Origin of the sequence: Streptomyces sp. NPDC002889 (assembly GCF_042888425.1) — a bacterium.
GTDB lineage: Bacteria > Actinomycetota > Actinomycetes > Streptomycetales > Streptomycetaceae > Streptomyces.
On record NZ_JBIAPT010000020.1, the window covers coordinates 150505 to 172447 of the forward strand.

19 protein-coding genes are annotated in these 21943 nt (G+C 70.6%); 8 read left to right on the forward strand and 11 right to left on the reverse strand.

Features of this window, described 5'->3' with window-relative positions; genetic code table 11:
- Positions 1 to 7 precede the first annotated feature (7 nt).
- The 4 genes from ACFYWI_RS27770 to ACFYWI_RS27785 all read left to right on the forward strand — a co-directional run bounded on the left by ACFYWI_RS27770 (position 8) and on the right by ACFYWI_RS27785 (position 4410).
- Positions 8 to 877 carry an arpA protein gene (locus tag ACFYWI_RS27770; RefSeq protein ID WP_389237646.1) on the forward strand — a complete coding sequence of 290 codons (870 nt, stop codon included), beginning with the start codon at positions 8 to 10 and terminating at the stop codon, positions 875 to 877.
- A 66-nt stretch (positions 878 to 943) separates the two neighbouring features.
- Positions 944 to 1789, forward strand: coding sequence for a class I SAM-dependent methyltransferase (locus ACFYWI_RS27775; protein ID WP_389237648.1), 846 nt, complete (start codon positions 944 to 946; stop codon positions 1787 to 1789).
- Between the two features lie 2 nt (positions 1790 to 1791).
- The gene (locus ACFYWI_RS27780; protein WP_389237691.1) at positions 1792 to 3618 is read left to right on the forward strand and encodes a choline/carnitine O-acyltransferase; all 1827 of its coding nucleotides are present in this window, start codon (positions 1792 to 1794) and stop codon (positions 3616 to 3618) included.
- 153 nt (positions 3619 to 3771) lie between these two features.
- The gene (locus tag ACFYWI_RS27785; RefSeq protein ID WP_389237650.1) at positions 3772 to 4410 is read left to right on the forward strand and encodes a TMEM175 family protein; all 639 of its coding nucleotides are present in this window, start codon (positions 3772 to 3774) and stop codon (positions 4408 to 4410) included.
- Positions 4411 to 4738: 328 nt separating this feature from the next.
- On the opposite strand, the gene glnA is transcribed toward ACFYWI_RS27785, so the two are convergent.
- Positions 4739 to 6148, reverse strand: a complete 1410-nt coding sequence (glnA, locus tag ACFYWI_RS27790; RefSeq protein WP_389237652.1) for a type I glutamate--ammonia ligase — start codon at positions 6146 to 6148, stop codon at positions 4739 to 4741.
- Between the two features lie 231 nt (positions 6149 to 6379).
- On the opposite strand from glnA, the gene ACFYWI_RS27795 reads away from it, so the two are divergent.
- A complete protein-coding gene (locus tag ACFYWI_RS27795) occupies positions 6380 to 6847 on the forward strand; it encodes an RDD family protein (RefSeq protein ID WP_389237654.1) in 468 nt (155 codons plus the stop codon).
- Between the two features lie 72 nt (positions 6848 to 6919).
- Here ACFYWI_RS27795 and ACFYWI_RS27800 read toward each other — a convergent pair whose 3' ends face one another.
- From ACFYWI_RS27800 to lipB, 4 genes are all read right to left on the reverse strand, one after another.
- Complete coding sequence (locus tag ACFYWI_RS27800) at positions 6920 to 7627, reverse strand: DUF4191 domain-containing protein (RefSeq protein WP_389237656.1); 708 nt, start codon at positions 7625 to 7627, stop codon at positions 6920 to 6922.
- Positions 7628 to 7646: 19 nt separating this feature from the next.
- Complete coding sequence (locus ACFYWI_RS27805; RefSeq protein WP_389237658.1) at positions 7647 to 7856, reverse strand: hypothetical protein; 210 nt, start codon at positions 7854 to 7856, stop codon at positions 7647 to 7649.
- Between the two features lie 285 nt (positions 7857 to 8141).
- Complete coding sequence (gene lipA / locus ACFYWI_RS27810; RefSeq protein WP_389237660.1) at positions 8142 to 9107, reverse strand: lipoyl synthase; 966 nt, start codon at positions 9105 to 9107, stop codon at positions 8142 to 8144.
- A 121-nt stretch (positions 9108 to 9228) separates the two neighbouring features.
- Positions 9229 to 10035 (reverse strand): lipoyl(octanoyl) transferase LipB, encoded by an 807-nt coding sequence (lipB, locus tag ACFYWI_RS27815; protein WP_389237662.1) that lies wholly within the window; start codon positions 10033 to 10035, stop codon positions 9229 to 9231.
- 260 nt (positions 10036 to 10295) lie between these two features.
- On the opposite strand from lipB, the gene ACFYWI_RS27820 reads away from it, so the two are divergent.
- Positions 10296 to 11753 (forward strand): regulator, encoded by a 1458-nt coding sequence (locus ACFYWI_RS27820; RefSeq protein ID WP_389237664.1) that lies wholly within the window; start codon positions 10296 to 10298, stop codon positions 11751 to 11753.
- A gap of 336 nt (positions 11754 to 12089) precedes the next feature.
- Here ACFYWI_RS27820 and ACFYWI_RS27825 read toward each other — a convergent pair whose 3' ends face one another.
- On the reverse strand, positions 12090 to 13433 hold the full coding sequence (locus tag ACFYWI_RS27825) for an NAD(P)/FAD-dependent oxidoreductase (RefSeq protein WP_389237666.1): 1344 nt from the start codon (positions 13431 to 13433) through the stop codon (positions 12090 to 12092).
- A 184-nt stretch (positions 13434 to 13617) separates the two neighbouring features.
- A complete protein-coding gene (locus ACFYWI_RS27830) occupies positions 13618 to 14508 on the reverse strand; it encodes a TIGR01777 family oxidoreductase (protein ID WP_389237668.1) in 891 nt (296 codons plus the stop codon).
- Between the two features lie 97 nt (positions 14509 to 14605).
- Here ACFYWI_RS27830 and ACFYWI_RS27835 point away from each other — a divergent pair, with 97 nt between their 5' ends.
- Positions 14606 to 15103: a GNAT family N-acetyltransferase gene (locus ACFYWI_RS27835; protein ID WP_389237671.1), complete on the forward strand. Its 498-nt coding sequence runs from the start codon at positions 14606 to 14608 to the stop codon at positions 15101 to 15103.
- 20 nt (positions 15104 to 15123) lie between these two features.
- On the opposite strand, the gene ACFYWI_RS27840 is transcribed toward ACFYWI_RS27835, so the two are convergent.
- Positions 15124 to 15645 (reverse strand): DUF4240 domain-containing protein, encoded by a 522-nt coding sequence (locus ACFYWI_RS27840; protein WP_389237693.1) that lies wholly within the window; start codon positions 15643 to 15645, stop codon positions 15124 to 15126.
- A gap of 133 nt (positions 15646 to 15778) precedes the next feature.
- On the opposite strand from ACFYWI_RS27840, the gene ACFYWI_RS27845 reads away from it, so the two are divergent.
- Positions 15779 to 16696 carry an SDR family oxidoreductase gene (locus tag ACFYWI_RS27845; protein WP_389237673.1) on the forward strand — a complete coding sequence of 306 codons (918 nt, stop codon included), beginning with the start codon at positions 15779 to 15781 and terminating at the stop codon, positions 16694 to 16696.
- A gap of 50 nt (positions 16697 to 16746) precedes the next feature.
- On the opposite strand, the gene ACFYWI_RS27850 is transcribed toward ACFYWI_RS27845, so the two are convergent.
- The 3 genes from ACFYWI_RS27850 to aceE form a co-directional block, all read right to left on the reverse strand.
- Positions 16747 to 17712: a helix-turn-helix transcriptional regulator gene (locus ACFYWI_RS27850; RefSeq protein ID WP_389237675.1), complete on the reverse strand. Its 966-nt coding sequence runs from the start codon at positions 17710 to 17712 to the stop codon at positions 16747 to 16749.
- 19 nt (positions 17713 to 17731) lie between these two features.
- Complete coding sequence (locus ACFYWI_RS27855) at positions 17732 to 18550, reverse strand: MerR family transcriptional regulator (RefSeq protein WP_389237677.1); 819 nt, start codon at positions 18548 to 18550, stop codon at positions 17732 to 17734.
- A gap of 125 nt (positions 18551 to 18675) precedes the next feature.
- Positions 18676 to 21360: a pyruvate dehydrogenase (acetyl-transferring), homodimeric type gene (gene aceE, locus ACFYWI_RS27860; protein WP_389237679.1), complete on the reverse strand. Its 2685-nt coding sequence runs from the start codon at positions 21358 to 21360 to the stop codon at positions 18676 to 18678.
- Positions 21361 to 21943 lie beyond the last annotated feature (583 nt).

A 21943-nucleotide genomic window follows, 5' to 3' on the forward strand; every position in this document is an offset into this window, starting at 1 on the left:
GGATCGAATGAGTACTTTGGAAGCCGTAACGATTGACCAGGTGGTCGACACGGCCCGGTATCCCCTGTCGGAACTCGAGTGCGCCGAGGGGCAGGCCGTCGTCTCCCGTGCCCGGCGCGAGCTGCTGACCGTCGGCTGCACCGTGCTGCCCGACTTCATCCGCCCTTCGCTCCGCGATGTGCTGCGCCAGGAGTGCTCCGCCATCGCCCCCCGTGCGCACTTCGACGTGGAAACGGTCAACGTCTACAACATCCCGGTGGATTCCGCCCTGCCGCAGGACCACCCCGGACGGAGAACCTTCCAGCGCGGCAACGCGTTCGTCGCGCGGGACCGCGTCCCGGCGGACTCCCTCATCAGCCGGCTCTACTCCCACACGGTGTTCCAGCGCTTCATCGCCCACTGCTTCGAACTGCCGCAGCTCCATGAGCTGGCGGACCCGCTCTCCGGACTGGTTCTCAACGTCGTCGAGCCGGGCATGGAGCATCCCTGGCACTTCGACACCAACGAGTTCACTGTCAGCATGCTCACGCAGGAGGCGCAGGACGGCGGGGTCTTCGAGTACTGCCCGAACATCAGATCCGCCCACGACGAGAACTTCGACGACGTCCGTGACGTACTGGACGGCCGGGGCGAGCGACTGACCCGGCGCCTCTCCCTGCAACCCGGTGACCTGCAGCTGTTCAAGGGCCGCTACTCGCTGCACCGGGTGAGCCCCGTGCGGGGCGAGGTCGCGCGCCACTCCGCGATCTTCGCCTACAGCGAGCGCCCCGGCGTCATCGGGAGCGTGGCACGGACCCGGCAGCTCTTCGGCCGGGTACTGCCCGAGCACCTGGCGGCCGAGGGCCGGGCCGTGCGGGGCGACCGGCTGCTCGACTAGGTCCTGTCCGGGCGCCGAGCGCCGTCGGCCGGTATCCCACTCAGCCAACACGGAGGAGTAAGCCCTGTGCGATTCGACGCGACCGGGAAAGTCTCGCTCGACCACATCTACACGCAGCCCGATCCGCGGGCCTATTTCAACGTGCTGCGCCCGCTCGGCTACTGCGTTCCCCAACAGGCCAAGCCCTACTTCGAGAAGCTCATCAAGGAGTACCGGGAAGCCCGGCACGTCCGGGTGCCGCAAGTGCTGGACATCGGCTGCTCGTACGGGATCAACGCCGCCCTGCTGAAGTACGACGCGACGATGGACGAGCTGTACGCGCGCTACGACGACGACGGTCGCGAGGGGGAGAGCCGCGAGGACCTGCTGGCCCGCGACCGGGAGCTGTCCCGGTCGCGTCGGCCCGCGCAGCCCCTCCGCTTCGTCGGCCTCGACACCTCCGGCAGCGCGCTGTCCTACGCGCTCGACGCCGGGTTCCTCGACGACGCGGTGCACGCCGACCTGGAGGCGCACGAGCCCACGCCGCGCCAGCGAGCCCAGTTCGCCGGGACGGACCTGGTGATCTCGACGGGCTGCCTCGGGTACGTCACCGAGCGGACGCTCACACGCGTCGTCGAGGCCCAGGGCACCCGCCGGCCCTGGATGGCGCACTTCGTACTGCGGATGTTCCCCTTCGACCCCGTCGAGCACGCACTGGCAGGACTGGGCTACCGGACCATTCGTGTCGAAGAGGTATTCAAACAACGGCGGTTCGCCTCTGAGCAGGAGCAGGCGCTCGTCCTCGAGCGCATGTCGGCCGCCGGAGTGGATGCGCGGGGCCTGGAAGCGGAAGGCTGGCTGTACGCACAGCTCTTCCTTTCCCGACCCCACGACAACCCAGTTTCCAACGATCCGAATCGAGAGCGGAATTGAAGATCAGTCAGGACGTAGCAGCAGGCAACGCAACCTTCGCCCAGGAGGACAGTCTGCCGCGCGTGCCCCTGCCCACGCTGGAGGCGAGTTGTGAGAGGTTTCTCGCCTGGTCGGCGCCGCTGCTGACCGCCGACGAGCGGGCGGCGACCGAGGCGGAGGTGGCCGCCTTCCTCCGGCCTGGAGGCCCCGGCCGGGTGCTGCACGCGGCGCTGGAGGAGTACGACGCCACGGAGGGCGTGCACAGCTGGCTCGACACCTTCTGGCCCTACCGCTACCTGGGCCGCCGGGACCGCATCGCGCTCAACGCCAACTTCTTCTTCCTGTTCCAGGACTCGGGCCAGGCGCAATGTGAGCGGGCTGCCGGGCTCATCGCCGGGGCTCTCCACTACAAGCGGCAGCTCGATCAGGGGCTCATCCCGCCGGTGGTGCAGCGCGGAGCGCCCCAGTCGATGGTGCAGAACAAGTTCCTGTTCTCCGCCACCCGGATCCCCGGCGCGCAGCAGGACACCGTACGAGCCCCCTACACCGAGCAGTGGCCGGGCCCGTCCGACGCCCGGCACATCGTGGTGTTCTTCCGAGGCGGCATGTTCCGGCTGGACGTGCTCGGCCCGGACGGTGTCCCGCACAGCCTGGACGACCTCGAGGCGGGGCTGCGCGCCGTGATGAAGTCCGGGGCCGAGCCTGCCGCGGCGGACACCTCGGTGGGGCACCTCACCACCATGGCCCGCGCGGAGTGGGCGGCAGCCCGTGAGTCCCTCCTCGCCTGCCACCCCCGCAATGCCGGCGCACTGGACGACGTCGAGACCGCGCTGTTCTGCGTCGCCCTGGAGGACTTTGCACCCGCGGACACCCAGGACGCCTGCGACCAGCTGCTGTACGGGGACCGCGGCAACCGCTGGTTCGACAAGGCCGTGTCCTTCATCGTCTTCGGCGACGGCCGGGCCGGCATCAATGTCGAGCACTGCGAGCTGGACGGCACCACCATCCTCAGCTTCACCGACGCCCTGCTCAGCACCCCGGCCGAGGAGCATTCCCGGCAGTCGGGGGCCCGCTCCCAGGGGCTGCCGGCGCTGGAGCCGCTCGTGTTCGAGCTGGACGACGCCTTGCGGGCCCAGGTGCGCTCCGCCGCCGAGGCGTTCGCCGCGTACGGGGAGAACACCGCCACCCGCACCGTGTCGTTCACGGACTTCGGCAGCAACGCGGCCAAGGCTCTGGGAGTCTCGCCGGACGCGTTCGTCCAGGCCGCCTATCAGCTCGCTCATCAGCGGGCCAAGGGGCATCTGGGCGCCACGTACGAGTCGATCGCCACCCGGCAGTACCGGCACGGGCGGACCGAGGCCATGCGCGTCGTCACCCCTGAGATGCTGGCGTTCGTGGCGGCGATGGACGACCCGTCGACGGACGCGGACACCCGGCGCGCCGCTTTCCGCGCCGCTGCCCGGGGCCATGTGGCACGCGCGAAGGAGTCCCAGGCCGGGCAGGTGCCCGAGCAGCACCTGTGGGAGCTGGAGCTCATCCAGCGACGGCGCGGGGCCGAGCTCGGGGTGACCGAGCAGCCCGCCCTGTACCGGACGCCGGGCTGGCTGACGATGCGGGACGACTATCTGAGCACCAGCTCCGCGCCGTCCGCCAACATCCAGTACTTCGGCTTCGGGTCGACCAGCAGCCGGTGCATCGGCGTCGCCTACGTGCTGCTGCCCGAGCGGTTCAACGTCTACCTGAGCACGCCGCTGCCGGTGGCCGACCAGATGCGCACCTTCGCCGACCGGCTCCGGGAGGCGGTGGCCGAACTGCGGGAGCTGCTGGCTCCCGCGCCCTCCGACGGCTGACAGCAGGGCGAAGCGGCCGCCACCCCGCGCCGGGGTGGCGGCCGCTTCAGATACGGCAACCGGCCCGGCCCGCGGCCCTTGTCGCGGGCGGCTCAGCATATTCAGGGGATCAATCGGGGCATTCCAAAGTTTTTGATCTTAGGGTGGGGCGTTGTGGACGGCCACCAGCGAGTGCGGGACGACGAGGGGAGCGCGGCACGACTCCTCGCGCTGTCGGACGGCGTGTTCGCCATCGCGATGACGCTCCTGGCGCTGGACATCACGCTCCCCGGTGGGCTGGACCCCGCCGGTTTCGAGGAGGCGCTGGGGGACGTGGCGCCCAACCTGTGGGCGTACGGCCTCAGTTTCCTGGTCATCGCGGCGTTCTGGCGGGGCCACCACCAGATCTTCCGGTACACGCGGGAGGTGGATGGGACGGTCATCCGGCTCGGGCTGCTGAGCCTGGGGGTGATCGCCCTGATGCCCTTCCCCACCACCCTGCTGGCCGAGTACGGGAACCTGCCGCAGTCGGTGGCCATCTACTCCGGCGCCGTCGCGGCCATGGGGGCCACACAGCTCGGGCTGGCGGTCGCCCTGTGGAAGCGCCCGTGGCTGGGCAGCGCGCCGACGCCCGATCCCGTCGCGCGCAACGATGTGGTCGATCTGGCGTCGACGGTGCTCGTTTTCGCCGTCGCCGTGCCGCTGGCCTTCGTCTCCCCGATGGCCGCGAAGCTGTGGTGGGCGGTGCTGATCCCGATCAAGTCGGTGACGGGAAAACGGGGCAAGCGCCTGCGCGAGGCGGCCCAGCAGTAAACGGCCCTGGTCCTCAGGCTGGTGCCTCGTCCCTCCGGAGGTCACCCTCCAGGTCGGCGGGGCCACCTTCCCGGCGACGGCCGGTCGGCCCGCTTGTGGCCGGCGGTGGTGGCCGCGATGCCCTCGTACGCGGCCTACCGCACCGCGACGACGCGGTCTTGCCGCTCCGTTCCGTGGCGCAGGCAGACGGTGATGACCGGGCATCTTGTGCGGAGCCGCTCCCCACTTGTCAAGCAGTGCCCTGTGCGGCTCCCGGAGCCACGACCGAGGGCCGCCACCCAGAGGTTGGGTGGCGGCCCTCACTGTCTGACACTGGGTCAGGGTTTGACTAGATGTCGAAGTACAGCTCGAACTCGTGCGGGTGCGGACGCAGCTGGATCGGCGCGATCTCGTTCGTCCGCTTGTAGTCGATCCACGTCTCGATCAGGTCGGACGTGAAGACACCACCGGCCTGCAGGTACTCGTTGTCCTGCTCGAGGGCGTCGAGGACGGCCGGGAGCGAGGTCGGGACCTGCGGGACGCCCGCGTGCTCCTCGGGGGCCAGCTCGTAGAGGTCCTTGTCGATCGGCTCGGCCGGCTCGATCTTGTTCTTGACGCCGTCGAGACCAGCGAGCAGCAGGGCCGAGAACGCCAGGTACGGGTTCGAGGACGGGTCCGGGGCGCGGAACTCGACGCGCTTGGCCTTCGGGTTCGAGCCCGTGATCGGGATACGCATCGCAGCCGAGCGGTTGCGCTGCGAGTACACCAGGTTGACGGGGGCCTCGAAACCGGGCACCAGGCGGTGGTACGAGTTCACCGTCGGGTTGGTGAAGGCCAGCAGCGACGGGGCGTGCTTGAGGATGCCGCCGATGTAGTAGCGGGCGGTGTCGGAGAGACCCGCGTAACCCTGCTCGTCGTAGAACAGCGGGGTGCCGCCCTGCCACAGGGACTGGTGGACGTGCATGCCCGAGCCGTTGTCGCCGAAGATCGGCTTCGGCATGAACGTCGCGGTCTTGCCGTTGCGCCAGGCGACGTTCTTCACGATGTACTTGAAGAGCATCAGGTCGTCGGCCGCGGCGAGCAGCGTGTTGAACTTGTAGTTGATCTCGGCCTGGCCGGCGGTGCCGACCTCGTGGTGCTGGCGCTCGACCTGGAGGCCGGCCGCCTCCAGCTCCAGGGAGATCTCGGCGCGAAGGTCGGCGAAGTGGTCGACCGGCGGGGCCGGGAAGTAGCCGCCCTTGTAGCGGACCTTGTAGCCGCGGTTGTCCTCGACCGCACCGGTGTTCCAGGCGCCGGCCTCGGAGTCGATGTGGTAGAAGCCCTCGTTCGCCGTGGTGTTGAAGCGCACGTTGTCGAAGACGTAGAACTCGGCCTCGGGGCCGAAGTACGCGGTGTCCGCGATGCCGGTGGACGCGAGGTAGGCCTCGGCCTTCTTGGCGATGTTGCGCGGGTCGCGGCTGTACTGCTCGCCCGTGATCGGGTCGTGGATGAAGAAGTTGATGTTCAGCGTCTTGTCGCGGCGGAACGCGTCCAGGCGAGCCGTCGAGAGGTCCGCACGCAGCGCCATGTCGGACTCGTGGATGGCCTGGAAACCGCGGATCGACGAACCGTCGAACGCGAGCTCCTCGGTCGGGTCGAATGCCGTCGCCGGGATCGTGAAGTGCTGCATGACGCCCGGAAGGTCGCAGAACCGGACGTCAACCATCTTCACGTCGTTGTCCGAGATGTACTTCTTGGCCTCGTCGGCGTTCTGGAACATCCAACTCCTCCTACTCCCACCCGGGGGAGGGGTGGGCTTGCAGCTCGTCCGTGCGGCCAGTGCGGTGGCACACGCTGGACCCGACCTTAGGCAGACCGGATTTCTCAAGCATGACCCATTTGTTTCGAAGAGGTTAACCGGGCCGGAGTCACTCTCGGGCGACGCATCTGTGTCATATCGGTAAAAACCCCCGGCCGCAGGGGGTGAAACCGGGCCCAGTACCGTGGACGGGTGGACAACAGGCAAGTAATCGGATCCTGGCTCTCCGGGCCCCGCGCGGCGGCCGAGGACATGGGCGTCGACTTCGGCTACCGGGGCCGGCGGCTCGGTCTGCCGGAGAGCGGGCCGGGCTCGATCGCCCCGCTCGGACGGCGCTTCGGTGCGCTGTTCGTCGACTGGGGGCTCTGCGTCCTGATCGCATACGGACTGTTCTCGGGCGGTGACCAGCAAAAGGCGTCGAACGTGGCCCTGGTCGTCTTCCTTGTGCTGAGTGCGCTCACCGTGGGTACCGTCGGGTTCACCCCGGGCAAGCGGCTCTTCGGACTGCGCGTCGTCGCCGAGAACGGTGAGCGACTCGGCGTCTTCCGGGTCGTCGTCCGCAGCGTGCTGCTCTGTCTCGCGATCCCGGCGCTGGTCTGGGACCGCGACGGGCGCGGGCTGCACGACCGTCTCGCCCGCGCCGTACAGGTGCGGATCTGAGGCGGCCGAGCACGGGAGAACGAGAGAGGCGGCCGGGACATCGTCCCGGCCGCCTCTCTCGTTCGTAGGTCGTCAGCGCGTCTTTCCGCCGCGCGGCATCCGCATGCCCTTGGGCATCGGACCCTTCGGCAGGGGCATGTTGCTCATCACGTCGCCCATCGCCCGCAGCCGGTCGTTGGCCGCCGTGACCTGCGGGCCGGTGAGCACCCGCGGGAGCTTGAGCATCGTGGTGCGCACCTTCTTCAGCGGCACCTGGCCCTCGCCGTTGCCGACGATGATGTCGTGCACCGGCACATCGACGGCGACGCGGCTCATTTTCTTCTTCTCGCCCGCGAGCAGTGCCTTCAGCCGGTTCGGGTTGCCCTCGGCCACCAGCACGATGCCGGCCTTGCCCACGGCCCGGTGCACCACGTCCTGGTTGCGGTTCATCGCCACCGCAGGTGTCGTGCTCCAGCCGCGCCCGACGTTCTGCAGCACCGCGGCCGCGGCGCCGGGCTGGCCCTCCATCTGCCCGAAGGCAGCTCGCTCGGCGCGCCGCCCGAAGATGATCGCCATTGCCAGGAAAGCCAGCAGGAAGCCGAGAATGCCCAGGTAGATGGGGTGGTCGATCAAGAAACCGATCGCGAGGAAGACACCGAAGGTGACGATTCCCACAGCCGCGACGACAAGACCGACCTTCGGGTCGGCCTTTCGGGTCATCTTGTACGTCAGGGCGATCTGCTTCAGTCGCCCGGTGTTCGCAGCAGCGTCAGCGCTGTCTGAGTTTGCCTTCCTCGCCATGCTCTGAAGTTTACGTGGCCTAAGAGCGGTGGTCAGCCGCGGCCTCCAGTACGTGCTGGGCCTCGACCCGGTCCTTGGCCCGGCGCCGGTCTTCGAGCACTGCGTTCCATGCGTTGCGGCGGGCGGTGCGCTGCCCACTGCCCAGGAGCAGTGCCTCCATGGCGCGCAGCGCGTCGGTGACGGACGGGATGGCGGTAGCGCTTACGGGACGAACCGGAGCGGCCTGCATGGTGGAGGTCCCCCTCAGGAGAGACGTCGGCGAGTGGGTGTGAGCGGTGCGTGATTCCAGGGTCACTGATTGGTGTTACCAGTGCGTGACTGGCCGGTCAAACACCGATGAAACGTTTTCGCACGGCATGGAAGCGGTCCGAACGCACTGACGCGGCCCGTACCCGCTCCCGACCTGCGAGGGAGGGTACGAACCGCGTCAATCGGCCATTACTGGTCGGTAACTACTTGTGCCTGAATTCACACAGTCCCGCTCGCCGCCGGTCCTGCTTCGCAACGCCCCGGCTCACACGGTGCCGTTGGCCGCCACCGCGCCACGCCGCTCCATGGCCTGCTGGAACAGACGCCCGGCCCGGTAGGAGGACCGCACCAGCGGGCCCGACATCACCCCGGAGAAGCCGATCTCGTCGGCCTCCTCCTTCAGCTCCACGAACTCCTGCGGCTTCACCCAGCGCTCGACGGGGTGGTGTCGCACGGACGGACGCAGGTACTGGGTGATCGTGATCAGCTCGCAGCCCGCGTCGTGCAGGTGCTGCAGTGCCTCGCTCACCTCTTCGCGGGTCTCGCCCATGCCGAGGATCAGGTTGGACTTGGTGATCAGCCCCGCCTCGCGGGCGCGCGTGATGACCTCGAGCGAGCGCTCGTAACGGAAGCCGGGCCGGATCCGCTTGAAGATCCGCGGCACGGTCTCGACGTTGTGCGCGAGCACCTCGGGGAGGGAGGAGAAGACCTCGGCCAGCTGCTCGGGCACCGCGTTGAAGTCGGGGATGAGGAGCTCGACCTTGGTGCGGCCGGCCTCGCGATCCGCCGTCTGCGCGTGGATCTGGCGCACGGTCTCCGCGTACAGCCAGGCGCCGCCGTCCTCCAGGTCGTCGCGGGCGACGCCGGTGATGGTGGCGTAGTTCAGGTCCATCGTGACAACCGATTCGCCCACGCGGCGCGGCTCGTCACGATCCAGGTCCTGCGGCTTGCCGGTGTCGATCTGGCAGAAGTCGCAGCGTCGGGTGCACTGGTCGCCGCCGATGAGGAACGTCGCCTCACGGTCTTCCCAGCACTCGAAGATGTTCGGACAGCCGGCCTCCTGGCAGACCGTGTGCAGGCCCTCGCTCTTGACCAGTTTCTGCAGCTGGTTGTACTCGGGGCCCATCTTCGCCCGGGTTTTGATCCACTCGGGCTTGCGCTCGATGGGGGTCTGGCTGTTGCGGACCTCCAGGCGCAGCATCTTGCGTCCGTCGGGTGCGACTGCGGACACGACCGGCTCCCTACAGCTTCGATTCTTCGGCGGACACCAGGGTACGCCCGTTAAAAGTGCGGCCTTACGTGTGGCCAACCTGTGGCCGCAGGCGCGCATTCCCCGGGGCCGCGAGCAGGCGTCAGGCGGACGCCCGCTCGATCTCGCGGGGCCGTGGCTCCGCGCTCTCCAGCACTTGGCGCAAATGCCTCTCCAGAACCGGGAGCACCTCCTCGATCGTGATGTCCCGGCCCGCCTCGCCCGCGAGTGAGGCCACGCCCGCGTCGCGGATGCCGCACGGCACGATCCGGTCGAACCAGGTGTTGTCCGGGTTCACGTTCAGGGCGAAGCCGTGCATCGAGACGCCCTTGGCGATACGGATGCCGATGGCGGCGAGCTTGCGGTCCTCCCGGCGCTGGCCGGCGTTGGAGGGCGCGTACTCGGGGCCGTTGAGGCGCGGGTCGAACTCCTCGTCGTGCAGGCGCGGGTCGAAGTCGAGGGACAGGCCTCCGGTCGCGGCGCTCTGCGCGGCCGCGTCCTCGGCGTCTCCCAGCACCCACACGCCGCTGCGGCCCTCGACCCGGGACGTCCGGACGCCGAACTCCGCGCAGGTGAGGATCAGCGCGTCCTCGAGGCGCCGCACATGCGCGATGACGTCCACCGGGCGCGGCAGCTTCAGGATCGGATAGCCCACCAGCTGGCCCGGACCGTGCCAGGTGATCTTGCCACCGCGGTCCACGTCGATGACCGGCGTGCCGTCCAGGGGGCGCTCACTGTCCTGGGTACGCCGGCCTGCCGTGTACACGGGCGGGTGCTCCAGCAGGAGGCAGGTGTCCGGGATCTCGTCGGCGAAGCGGGCGGCGTGCACGTCGCGCTGCTTCTGCCAGGCCTGCTGGTACTCGACGGCTTCCCCGCCGAATCCCAGTCGGACGAACCGCAGCTCACTCACTGCTGTGCCTCCCTAAACATTCACCCTGCAGTTGTTCGGGCCCCAGCCACTGTACGGCGGGCCCGAGGGCAGCGGCCGGGCAGGTCGTTCCGCGCGGGCGCCCTACGGGTGCCGGCCGGCGCCTGTCATGTGCCGTGGTCAATCCTCACACGATCGGATGAATGTAGGGCGAACGCGGCAGTAGCGCCGGGAAGGGAGGCTAAATTCGCGCCGTTCCATGAGGCCTCTTCTGGCCCGGAAGGCAGGAGACCCGACAGCTGATGACGGAACGCACCTCACAGCGGACCCCCAACCGACAGCTCGCCGCACTCATCGCAGAAGCCGGATTCTCCAATGCGGGACTCGCACGCCGGGTCGACCAGCTCGGACTCGAGCACGGCCTGGACCTGAGGTACGACAAAACCTCGGTGACCCGGTGGCTGCGTGGCCAGCAACCACGCGGTACGACCCCGGCGCTGATCGCCGAGGTGTTCACCCGTCGGCTCGGGCGACGGCTCTCGGCCCAGGACTTAGGGCTCGACGCCTGTGCGCCGGTGTACGCGGGCCTGGAGTTCGCGGCCACGCCCGAGGAGGCCGTGGACATCGTCAGCGGGCTGTGGCGCAAGGACTCCGGCAGCCACGCGGAGCTGCGCAAGATCGCGTTCACGCCCGCCGGTCTGGTCGTACCGAGCCGGGACTGGCTGATCGGGCGGGCGGACGAACGGGTGGGCCGGGGGGAGGTCCCGCACGCCGCGGCGATCCGCATCCCCGTGCAGGGGCGGGCGTCCGTTCCCCGGCAGCGCGTACCCGAGCGCTCCACCGACCGGGGACCCGGCCAGAAGGTCTCCAGCGGTGACATCGCGGCGCTGCGCTCGGTGGCCGAGCTGTTTCGCACCATCGACCACGCGTACGGCGGCGGCCACGCCCGCCAGGCCCTGGTGCGCTACCTCGAGCACGAGGCCGAGCCGATGCTGCGCGGGACGTACGGGGAGGTGACCGGCAGGCGGCTGTTCGCGGCGGCGGCGGATCTGACCAGGCTGGCCGGCTGGACGTCGTACGACATCGCGGCGCACGGCCTGGCCCAGCGGTACTTCGTACAGGCCCTGCGGCTCGCGCAGGCGGCGGGGGACCGGGCCTACGGGTCCTATGTGCTGGTGACCATGAGCCGCCAGGCGGTCTATCTGGGCCACGGACGCGAGGCGGTGCAGCTGACCCGGGTCGCCCAACAGGGCGTCGGCGCCTCGGCCCCACCCCTCGTCCAGGCACTCCTGCACTCGGCGGAGGCACGCGGGCACGGGGTGCTGGGCGAGGCGCGGGCGTGCACGGCGGCCCTGGCCCGGGCGGAGCGTGCGCTGGAGACGGCACGGCCGGGGGACGACGTGCCGCACTGGGCGCGCTTCTTCGACGAGGCGCAGCTCGCGGACGAGTTCGGCCACTGCCACCGGGACCTGCAGCAGTACCGCTCGGCTGCACACCATGCGGAACGCTCGCTCCAGCTGCGAGCGCCTGCGCTCGCGCGCAGCCGCCTGTTCTGCCGGGTCGTCCTGGCCTCGGCCCGCCTGGGCCTGGGCGAACTGGACCAGGCGTGCGCGCTGGGCGCGGAGGCGGCGCTCCAGGCGGCGGAAATGCGGTCGGCACGGGCGGCGGAGTACATCCGCGACTTCGAACGCCGCCTGGAGCCGTACCGCGACGCGTCGGCGGTACGGACCTATCGCGACCGCGTCGCGGCACTGGGCTGAACGGTGCCCTCGGGTGGGCGGCGTATCCGTGGTGGCCCCCCGGGGCCGTCCCGGCCGGGGTGGGCGGCGCCCTCGGGGCGCGCGTTCCTAGGCTGGGCCAGGCCGGGTGTTTCTCGGGCGCGGTCCGGTCCGCTTGTGTGGCGTTGGGCCGCAGGGCCCTTGGGCGGGCGGCGGGACCGGGCTGCACTCCCGGGCGGGGTCCGGTGCGTGTGGCGGCCCCCGCCGCGCACCCCGCTCCGGAGACCACGGCGCACGCACCTACTCACCCGCAACCGCAGGCGCACCGACCCCGGACGTACGTGGGGGCCCGCCCCCCGTGGGCGGGCCCCCGGTCCGTCACGCCGCCGCAGGAAGGGGCGTCGGCTCGTATCCCCAGTGGATGCCGAAGTCCGCGAGGATCGCGTGGGTCGCCCGGCGGGCCGAGAACAGTGCGCCCTGGGCCGTGGACGTGTCGCGGTGGTCGCCGCAGACGTAGAGGCCCGACAGCACCCGTACCGGGCGGCGCAGATCGTGGGGCGGGGGCGTGGCCGGGACCGCGTCCGGGGTGTGGTGGACCGTCAGCAGTTCCCACTCGTCCGTCGGCGTCCCGTACACCGACGCCAGCTGGTCCCGGACCCGGTCCTCCAGATCCGCCGCCGGCGCACCGGCACCCGCACCGAGCACCGTCGAGGAGATCAGCACCCGGCCCTCCGGCGCCCGCGACGGGTCGACCTCGCTCATCACCGCGGTGTACGCGACGGGCCCGGAGCGGTCCGCGTCCAGGATCAGGGCCGGGTCCGTGAGCGGCGGTGCGGGAGCCGTGTGGTGGAGCACGGTGACGGGGTGGAACGCCGGCACCCGCAGGCCTGGCAGCAGTGCGGCCGCGGCCCGCGCACCTGTCGCCACCAGCACCGAGCGGCAGTGGATCTCGCCGAGCTCCTCGGTCCTGACCCGCGTGGTGGAGACGTCCGTGACGCGCACACCCGTCCGTACGGTCCCTTCCGGCAGCCCGTCCGCCAGCAGTTGTGGCAGGGCGGCTGCCCCGCCCGCCGGTACGCACAGTCGGCCGCGCGCGTAGCCGCGCAGCGCGAGGTCCGCGCAGCGGCTGGATGTGGTGGTGAGCTCCGGGTCGCACAGCAGCGCCGACAGCAGCGGGCGCAGAAAGCCGTGCACCGTACGGGGCGGGAGCCCGCGCGCCGGGAGCACGTCCGCCGTGGGCCGTTCGGGGCGGGCGAGCACCCGCCGCACCGGCGTGGCGGCGAGCCGTGCCAACGACGCCCCGAGCCGTGCCTGGTCGAGCTGACGAGGCCGAGGGGCGCTCGCGAGGGCGCGTGCCACGGTGAATGCTCCCCCCACGCTCCGGAGGGCGTGGGGGGACCCCCACCGCGTGCTCCCGGTCTCGCCGGTGCGTTGGAGTCGTCCCGCGCTGTGCACGAGCACACCGGGGGAGAACGTCCGCATGCCGGCATCGGCGAGCCCCGCCGTACGGTGCAGCTCCGGATGCGAGGTGGTGAGCAACTGGCTTGTGCGGTCGAGCCGGAACCCGTCGATCTGCTCGGTGGCCATCCTGCCGCCCACCTCGGGGGCGGCCTCCAGGACGCTGACCGTGACACCCGCACTGGTCAGTTGATGAGCCGCCGAGAGTCCGGCGATTCCGGCCCCGACGATGACGACATCCGCATGATGAGCGGTGCTGAGCACGTGCCCCTCCCCGAGGTCGGCGCGGCTGGTGGGAGGCTCATGCCCCCAACAGGCTCCGGGAATACCCGAGTTCCCAGCGAGGGTAGGCATTTGCGACGCCGGGGCCAGTCGCGCACGGCGCGGTGCACCGGAGCGCGGGGGCGCACAGCCGCCGCCGCCCCGCCTCGGCCACGCCGTGCCCGTGCTACCTGAGCGCCGCCCGGATCGCCTCGTCGACGGTCGGGAAGGCGAAGCTGAACCCGGACTCCAACAGCTGTGCGGGCAGCGCCCGCTGGCTGCCCAGCACATCCGCCGCCAGCTCGCCCAGCACCACCCGCAGCGCGGACTCCGGGGCGGTGAAGAGCGTCGGCCGGTGCAGCACGCGCCCCATCGCCGCCGTCACCTCGGCGTTGGTCACCGGATTCGGTGCGGTCAGATTGACCGGCCCCGACAGGGACTCCGTGTCCAGAATGTGCCGCAGCGCCGCGATCTCGTCGTGCAGCGCGATGAAACTCCAGTACTGCCGGCCGTCCCCCAGCCGCCCCCCGAGCCCCGCCTTGAACAGCGGGAACATCCGCCCCCATGCACCGCCCTCGCGGGCCACCACCAGTCCGGTGCGGGCGAAGACCGTCCGTACGCCCGCCTCCTGGGCCGCGGCCGCCGCTTCCTCCCACTCCACGCACACGCCCGGCAGGAACCCGTCCCCCGGCGGTGAGCTCTCGTCCAGGACCCGGTCCCCGGCGTTGCCGTAGTAGCCGACCGCGCTCCCGCAGATGAGCACCCGTGGCGGTTCGGCAAGGGAAGCGACCGCCTCCGCGATCGCCGCCGTACCGAGCACCCGGCTGTCCCGGATCTCCTTCTTGTACGACTCCGTCCAGCGGTGGTCGCCGACCCCGGCGCCCGCCAGATGCACCACGCCGTCGCAGCCGACGAGGCCCGCCACGTCGACGTACTGCCGGTTCGGGTCCCACTCCACCTCGTCCCCGGCCTTCGCGGGACGCCGCACCAGGCGCACCACCTCGTGCCCGTCCGCGCGGAGCGAGCGGACAAGTGCCCTGCCGATGAGCCCGGTCGAACCGGTGATTGCGATCCGCATGGCCCCATCCTGCCCCCCGCCGGCCGCCCACGGCAGCTACGCCCCCGCGCCGGAATTCACGGGCGCACCTCTTGTGCCCCGTGCCATCGTTGCCCCCATGCCCGCAGCGCACATACGCCCCGCACGACACGCCGACGACACCGCTCTGCGCGACCTGGACGGTGCGGTGTGGTCACCGCTGCACTCCGTACAGCCGAGGCCGCGGCCGCCGTACGCCCCCTACTTCGATGCGAACGAACGGCCGGAGGACCTTCTCGTCGCCGAGGACACCGATGGCACGGTTGTGGGCTACGTCCGGCTGGTGCCGCCGACCCCGCTCGACTCCAACCGGCATGTGCGGCAGATCCAGGGCCTCGCCGTGGCGGACCGGGCACGCGGCCGCGGCATCGGCCGCGCGCTGGTGCGTGCGGCATGCGACCAGGGCCGACGCCAGGGGGCGATCCGCATCACGCTGCGGGTGCTCGGCCACAACAAGCCCGCGCGGGCGCTGTACGAGTCGGAGGGCTTTGCGGTGGAGGGCGTGCTGCCGGGGGAGTTCCACCTGGACGGGGAGTACGTGGACGATGTGCTGATGGGCCGTCGCCTGACGCCCTGACGCCTCGTCGGCGTGAGCGGTCACACCGCTCCGAAGCGCTCCCACAGCCTGGGGAAACGCCCCGCCAGTGCCGCGTCGTCGTCGAAGTCGAACGGTGTGCCGACGGGCTCGGCCGGCTGCGGCGCGATGCCGAGGTCCGGCGCGACGACGCCGGTCAGCTGCTCGTACGCCTCGTCCGCCGCGTACCCCAGCTCCTCGCCGTCCCCGTCGATGTCCTCGTCGAACTCGTCCAGCAGCTCGGCCAGCGCGTCGGGTTCGTGCACCGCGCCCTCGAAGATCTCCCGGCCCTGGCCGATGAGCCAGCAGCGGAAGTAGTCGAAGGCGTCGTCGCTCGCCCCCGCCAGCAGCACGGCGGCGGCGCCCCACAGGTCCCAGGTGTACGCGCGGTTGTAGCGGGCCTCGAAGTGCCGGGCGAAGTCCAGCACGGAGTCGGGGTCGAGTCTCAGCAGGCGCTCGACGAGCAGATCGGCATGGTCCTCGGGGTCGCCCTCGGCGGCCTCGCGGGTGCTGTCGATGATCTCCCAGAACTCCGTCTCGTCCATCACGGGACAAGCATCGGGGTTGACGGCGGGCTGCGCACGCGGAGCCACGGTTTTGTCCCCGTTCTGCGTGCATCTCTGTTGAATCACTCGAATGGCGACAGGGGATGTCGGGTATCCGTGCGACGGTCGGGCCATGACGACGAACAAGCCACTCGCCGGAAAGATCGCACTGGTCGCGGGCGCGACACGGGGCGCGGGCCGTGCCATCGCTGTCCAGCTGGGGGCCGCGGGCGCGACCGTCTATGTGACCGGCCGTACGACCCGCGCGCAGGTCAGCGAGGTCGGCCGGGCGACGGAGACCATCGAGGAGAGCGCGGAACTGGTCACGGCAGCCGGCGGCGAAGGCATCGCCGTCCCGACGGACCACCTTGAGGCGGATCAGGTCCGGGCACTGGTCGAACGCATCGACCGGGACCACGGACGCCTCGACATTCTCGTCAACGACATCTGGGGCGGAAACTTCCTGCTCGACTTCCGTACCAAGATGTGGGACGTCGACCTGGAGCGCGGGCTGCGGATGCTCGACCTGGGAGCGAAGAGCCACATCATCACCAGCAGCATCGCGCTGCCCCTGCTGGTGAGGGAGCCCGGCGGCCTGGTCGTCGAGGTCACCGACGGCACAGCCGAGTCCAACAAGGGATTCCGCGAGAACTTCTACTACGACCTGGCCAAGAACGCCCCGATCCGGATGGCCTTCATCCTGGGGGAGGAGCTGAAGAGTGTCGGCGGCACGGCGGTGGCGGTCACCCCGGGCTTCCTCCGGTCCGAGGAGATGCTGGACATCTTCGGCCTCACCGAGGAGACCTGGCGCGACGGGATCGAGAAACAGCGGCACTGGGCCCTGTCCGAGTCGCCGGTCTACGTCGGCAGGGGGGTCGCGGCGCTCGCCGCGGATCCGGAGCGGGCGCGCTGGAACGGACAGTCGCTGGACAGCGGCCGACTGGCCAAGGAGTACGGCGTCACGGACGCGGACGGCAGCCGGCCGGACGTGTGGGCGTACATCCTGGCCGAGCAGGCGGGGGACAAGCCCCGGACGGAGGACTACCGGTAGGGGGTTCGTGCGGCCCCGCCCCGGTCACCTGCCGACGAGGCCAGGGCCCCCTACTCGTACAGGTCTCCCATCCGCGCCACCGCCCGCGCGAAGCGCTCCCGGAGTTCGGTGGGGCCGAGGATCTCCACCTCCGCTCCCAGGGACAGGAGTTGGGTGAACGCCACGGTCAGGGACTCCACCGGGAGCGTGAGGGTCACCCGGCCTTCGGCGTCCGCAGGGCCGGCCGCGGCCAGGGCCTCCTGGGCCGCGGCGCGGTCCGTGGCGTACGGCAGCCGGAGCGCGCCCTGCTCGGTGACCCTGAGGAGCACCTCGGCGCGCAGGATGGAGCGAGCGAACTGCGCCGCGCGTTCCGCCCAGAAGCCGGGCAGGTCGAAGTCCTCGTCGCGGGCGAAGCGCGCCCCGTCGGACTCCGCCGAGGAGAACCGGTCGATCCGGTACACCCGGAAGGTGCCGTCCGCCCGGGCGCACAGATACCAGACGCCCGCCTTCAGGACGAGGCCGTACGGCTCCAACTCCCGCGCCACCTCCCTGTCCTTGCGGCGGTACGTCGCCCGGATGCGCCGGTCGTCCCACACCGCCTCCGCGATCAGCGGCAGCAACTGCGGCGCCTCGGGCTCCTGGTACCAGCCGGGAGCGTCGAGATGGAACCGCTGCGCCGCGGAGTGCGAGGCGCCGCTCAGCGACGGGAGCAGCGCCGCGGACACCTTCAGACGCGCCGCGGACGCCGCGTCCTCGAGGCCCATGTCCCGCAGCGCACCCGGCAGTCCGGACAGGAACAGGGCCTCGGCCTCATCGCGGCCGAGGCCCGTCAGCCGGGTCCGGTAGCCGCCGACCAGCCGGTAGCCACCGCCGCGGCCCCGGTCGGCGTAGACCGGGATACCGGCCTCCGACAGAGCCAGCGCATCCCGGTTCACGGTCCGCTCGGACACCTCCAGCTCCCGTGCCAGCTCGGCCCCGGTCATCGCGGGCCGCGACTGCAGCAGCAGAACCATCTTGATCAGCCGGGCAGCACGCATGCCTCCATCATCGCGCAGCTCAGGCGAGCGGCTCCTGGAGCTCGGTGACCCACTTCTCCTTGTCCGGCGGGCACTCGAGGTAGATCTCCCGGGCGTAACCCGCCGAGCGGTGGCCGCCCGCGTCGATCCAGCGGGCCAGGTTCTGCGCCGTGGGCATGACCGCGTCCATCGGCCCGCGGTGCACGATCGTCGCCGCCCGTCCGACGGCCGGCAGATCGGCGATCTCGAAGTCCTGGCCGGGCGCCCGGTCGTCAGCGACCGTGCACCCCGCGTGCACCAGGATCGCGCCGTCGCCCTGCGGCGCGTCCTCGTAGTACGCGATACCGGGCCCCGTCGGGGTCACCCCGGCCGCCTTCAGCCGCCGGAACAGTTCGTCGTACAGCGGCGAGATGACGGGGCCGATGTGCTCGGGCGCGTAACTGGCGGCCACAGCGGTCAGTTCGGCGACCCGCACCGCCGGTGTGCTCTTGATCATGACGTCCTGGGTGGGCATGTGACCCTCGCTCTCGATCGACCGGAGCCTCGCCTCGACCTGCGCCAGCCGCGCGGCCGCCCCTGCCATCGCCTCCTGGAGTTCCGCGTGCCGCAGTTTCAGCATCCCGCGCAGCTTCTCCGTGCTCACCCGCTCCTCGAGGATCTCCTGCACCTGCTGGAGCGTGAAACCGAGATCCTTGAGAGCGACGACACGGTTGAGCCGGTCGAGCTGAGCCGCGGTGTAGTAGCGGTACCCGCTGCAGGGGTCGGTGAGGGCGGGACGCAGCAGCCCGATCGCGTCGTAGTGACGCAGCATGCGGGCCGACACACGGCCGTGCCTGGCGAAGTCTCCGATGGTGAACATGACGGCTCCCAGTGCACGGCTTCACACGGTGTCAGGGTCAAGCATCACCGAAGGCGCATGGCAGAACCCCCGGCGGCCGTCGGGCCGCCGGGGGTTCTGCCATGCCTTCTGCAGGCCGTAGCGCTCTACAGGCCGTAGCGCTCGCGTGCCTCCTTCACGGCAGAGGCAGAAACCTCGCCGCGCTTGGCCAGCTGCGCCAGCGCCGCGACCGCGATCGACTGCGCGTCGACACCGAAGTGGCGGCGGGCGGCGTCACGCGTGTCGGACAGGCCGAAGCCGTCCGTGCCGAGCGAGGACCAGTCCTGCTCGACCCACTGGCTGATCTGGTCCGGTACCTGGCGCATCCAGTCGCTGACCGCGAGCACCGGACCCGGCGCACCCTCCAGCGCCTGGGTGACGTACGGGATCCGCTGCTCACCGCGCAGCAGCGCCTCGTCGGCCTCGAGCGCGTCCCGGCGCAGCTCGCCCCACGAGGTGGCCGACCACACGTCGGCGGTCACCTCCCAGTCGGCGGCCAGCAGTTCCTGCGCCTCGAGCGCCCAGTGGATCGCCGTACCGGAGGCGAGCAGCTGGATCCGCGGGGAGTCCGCCGAGCCGGCCGCGCCCTCCTTGAAGCGGTACAGGCCCTTGACGATGCCCTCCTCGACGCCCTCGGGCATGGCGGGCTGCGGCTTGGGCTCGTTGTAGACGGTGAGGTAGTAGAAGACGTCCTCGCCGGAAGGAGAGGTCGCGGTGGGGCGGTACATCCGGCGCAGACCGTCCTTGACGATCACGGCGACCTCGTACGCGAACGCCGGGTCGTAGTTGAGCGACGCGGGGTTCGTGGACGCGATCAGATGCGAGTGGCCGTCCGCGTGCTGCAGGCCCTCACCGGTCAGGGTCGTACGGCCTGCGGTCGCGCCGACGATGAAGCCCTTGCCGAGCTGGTCGGCGAGCTGCCACATCTGGTCGGCCGTGCGCTGCCAGCCGAACATCGAGTAGAAGATGTAGAAGGGGATCATCGGCTCGCCGTGCGTCGCGTACGACGTGGAGGCGGCGATGAAGTCGGCCATGGCACCGGCCTCGGTGATCCCCTCGTTGAGGATCTGGCCGTCCTTGGCCTCCTTGTAGTACATCAGCTGGTCGCGGTCGACCGGCTCGTACGTCTGGCCCAGCGGCGAGTAGATACCGGCCGACGGGAACAGCGACTCCATACCGAACGTACGGGCCTCGTCCGGGACGATCGGCACCCAGCGTCTGCCGGTCTCCTTGTCGCGCATCAGGTCCTTGGCCAGGCGCACGAACGCCATCGTGGTGGCCATCTCCTGCTTGCCGGACCCCTTGTACAGGGCCTTGAAGGCACGCTCCTCGAACTCGGGCAGGGCCACGGCGTGCACCCGGCGGGCCGGGGCGGGACCGCCGAGGGCTGCGCGGCGCTCCTGGAGGTAGCGGACCTCGGGGGAGTCGGCGCCCGGGTGGCCGTACGGCACCAGGCCGTCGGCGAAGGCGCTGTCGGCGATCGGGAGCCCGAGCAGGTCACGCATGCTCGTGAACTCGTCCGTCGTCAGCTTCTTCATCTGGTGGTTGGCGTTCTTGGACTCGAAGCCCTTGCCGAGCGTGTAGCCCTTCACCGTCTGCGCCAGGATCACGGTCGGCGTGCCCTTGTGCTCGACGGCCGCCTTGTACGCCGCGTACACCTTGCGGGCCTCGTGGCCGCCGCGGGAGGTGTAGAAGCACTCGGCGATCTTGGCGTCGGTGAGCAGCCTCGCGAGCTCGACGAGCGCGGGCTCGGAGCCGAAGAAGTGCTCACGGATGTACGCCACATCGCGGGTCGCGTACGTCTGGAACTGGGCGTCCGGGACCTCGCGGAGCCGACGGACAAGCGCCCCCGTCGTGTCGAGCTGGAACAGCTCGTCCCAGGCGGATCCCCAAAGGGATTTGACGACATTCCAGCCGGCGCCGCGGAACTGGGCCTCCAGCTCCTGCACGATCTTGAAGTTGGCGCGGACCGGGCCGTCGAGGCGCTGCAGATTGCAGTTGATGACGAAGGTCAGGTTGTCGAGCTGCTCGCGGGCGGCGAGGGCGAGCGCCGCGGTCGACTCGGGCTCGTCCATCTCGCCGTCGCCGAGGAACGCCCAGACGTGCGAGTTCGCGGTGTCCTTGATGCCCCGGTTGTGGAGGTAGCGGTTGAAGCGCGCCTGGTAGATCGCGGAGAGCGGGCCGAGGCCCATGGAGACGGTGGGGAACTCCCACAGCCAGGGCAGCCGGCGCGGGTGAGGGTACGACGGCAGGCCGTTGCCGCCGGCCTCCTGGCGGAAGTTGTCGAGCTGCTGCTCGCTGAGGCGTCCGTCGAGGAAGGCGCGGGCGTAGATGCCGGGCGACGCGTGGCCCTGGATGTAGAGCTGGTCGCCGGAGCCGTCGCCCTCCTTGCCGCGGAAGAAGTGGTTGAAGCCGGTCTCGTAGAGCCAGGCGGCGGAGGCGAAGGTGGCGATGTGGCCGCCGACGCCGAAGCGGGAGCCGCGGGTGACCATCGCGGCCGCGTTCCAGCGGTTCCAGGCGGTGATTCGGGCTTCCATCGCCTCGTCGCCGTCGAAGACGGGCTCGGAGGTGGTCGGGATGGTGTTGACGTAGTCCGTCTCCAGCAGGCGGGGCACAGGAACCCCGGCCGCCTCGGCGTGCTGGAGAGTGCGGCGCATCAGGTACGCGGCGCGGTGCGGGCCGGCGTGCTCCGTGACGGCGTCGAGGGACGCCGCCCACTCGGCGGTTTCCTCGGCATCACGGTCCGGGAGCTGGTCGAGCTCGCTCGGAAGCTTGCCTACGGGGTCGGTCATGATCGCCGCCTTCCGGACAGGAGGGGGGTGGAGACAAGGGGGTGCCGTGTCTGGCAGGACAGGGCGACGGGTTGGTGAACCCGTCGTCGACTGTAAGTCTCTGATCGATGATCGATCAAAGCGTCGCCCCCAAAAACTCCTGATTCTGACGAAATTGGCATCGCGTGCCGCGAAACAGGGCACCGGGTGCCGCGATAAATGGGGTTTTTCGGGCGTGGGGAGGGGCGGGGGTTGGGGGTCGGGCCTGGGTGTGGCCGGGTTGGTGTGGTGGGCGTGGGGTCGGTCACGGGGTGGTGGCCGGGTCCGGGGGTGCGGGGTGGGCCGGTCTGGGGATTGGCCGGGTCCGGGGGTGTGGTGTGGGGCCGTCCCCGGGCCGGTCTCGGGGGTGGCCGGGTCCGCGGCTTCGACGAAGGGCCGGTCTCGGGTTTGGCCGGGTTGGTGGGTGTGGTGTGGGGCCGGTCTCGGGTGGGCCGGGTTGGCGTGGTGAACGCGGGGCCGCCCTCCTGGTCTTGATGGTGGCGGCTTCGGGTCGGGCGTCAAGGGCGCTCGGTCGTTCCTCCCTCGCGTCGCCGTTGGCGATTTC

Coding starts and splice junctions, on each gene's coding strand:
- ACFYWI_RS27805 (WP_389237658.1), bottom strand. CDS start 7,856: ATGCAGGCCGCTCCGGTTCGTCCCGTAAGCGCTACCGCCATCCCGTCC.
- aceE (WP_389237679.1), bottom strand. CDS start 21,360: ATGACCGACCCCGTAGGCAAGCTTCCGAGCGAGCTCGACCAGCTCCCG.
- ACFYWI_RS27830 (WP_389237668.1), bottom strand. CDS start 14,508: ATGCGGATCGCAATCACCGGTTCGACCGGGCTCATCGGCAGGGCACTT.
- ACFYWI_RS27855 (WP_389237677.1), bottom strand. CDS start 18,550: ATGTTCACCATCGGAGACTTCGCCAGGCACGGCCGTGTGTCGGCCCGC.
- ACFYWI_RS27770 (WP_389237646.1), top strand. CDS start 8: ATGAGTACTTTGGAAGCCGTAACGATTGACCAGGTGGTCGACACGGCC.
- ACFYWI_RS27835 (WP_389237671.1), top strand. CDS start 14,606: ATGCCCGCAGCGCACATACGCCCCGCACGACACGCCGACGACACCGCT.
- ACFYWI_RS27820 (WP_389237664.1), top strand. CDS start 10,296: ATGACGGAACGCACCTCACAGCGGACCCCCAACCGACAGCTCGCCGCA.
- ACFYWI_RS27850 (WP_389237675.1), bottom strand. CDS start 17,712: ATGCGTGCTGCCCGGCTGATCAAGATGGTTCTGCTGCTGCAGTCGCGG.
- ACFYWI_RS27845 (WP_389237673.1), top strand. CDS start 15,779: ATGACGACGAACAAGCCACTCGCCGGAAAGATCGCACTGGTCGCGGGC.
- ACFYWI_RS27800 (WP_389237656.1), bottom strand. CDS start 7,627: ATGGCGAGGAAGGCAAACTCAGACAGCGCTGACGCTGCTGCGAACACC.
- ACFYWI_RS27840 (WP_389237693.1), bottom strand. CDS start 15,645: ATGGACGAGACGGAGTTCTGGGAGATCATCGACAGCACCCGCGAGGCC.
- glnA (WP_389237652.1), bottom strand. CDS start 6,148: ATGTTCCAGAACGCCGACGAGGCCAAGAAGTACATCTCGGACAACGAC.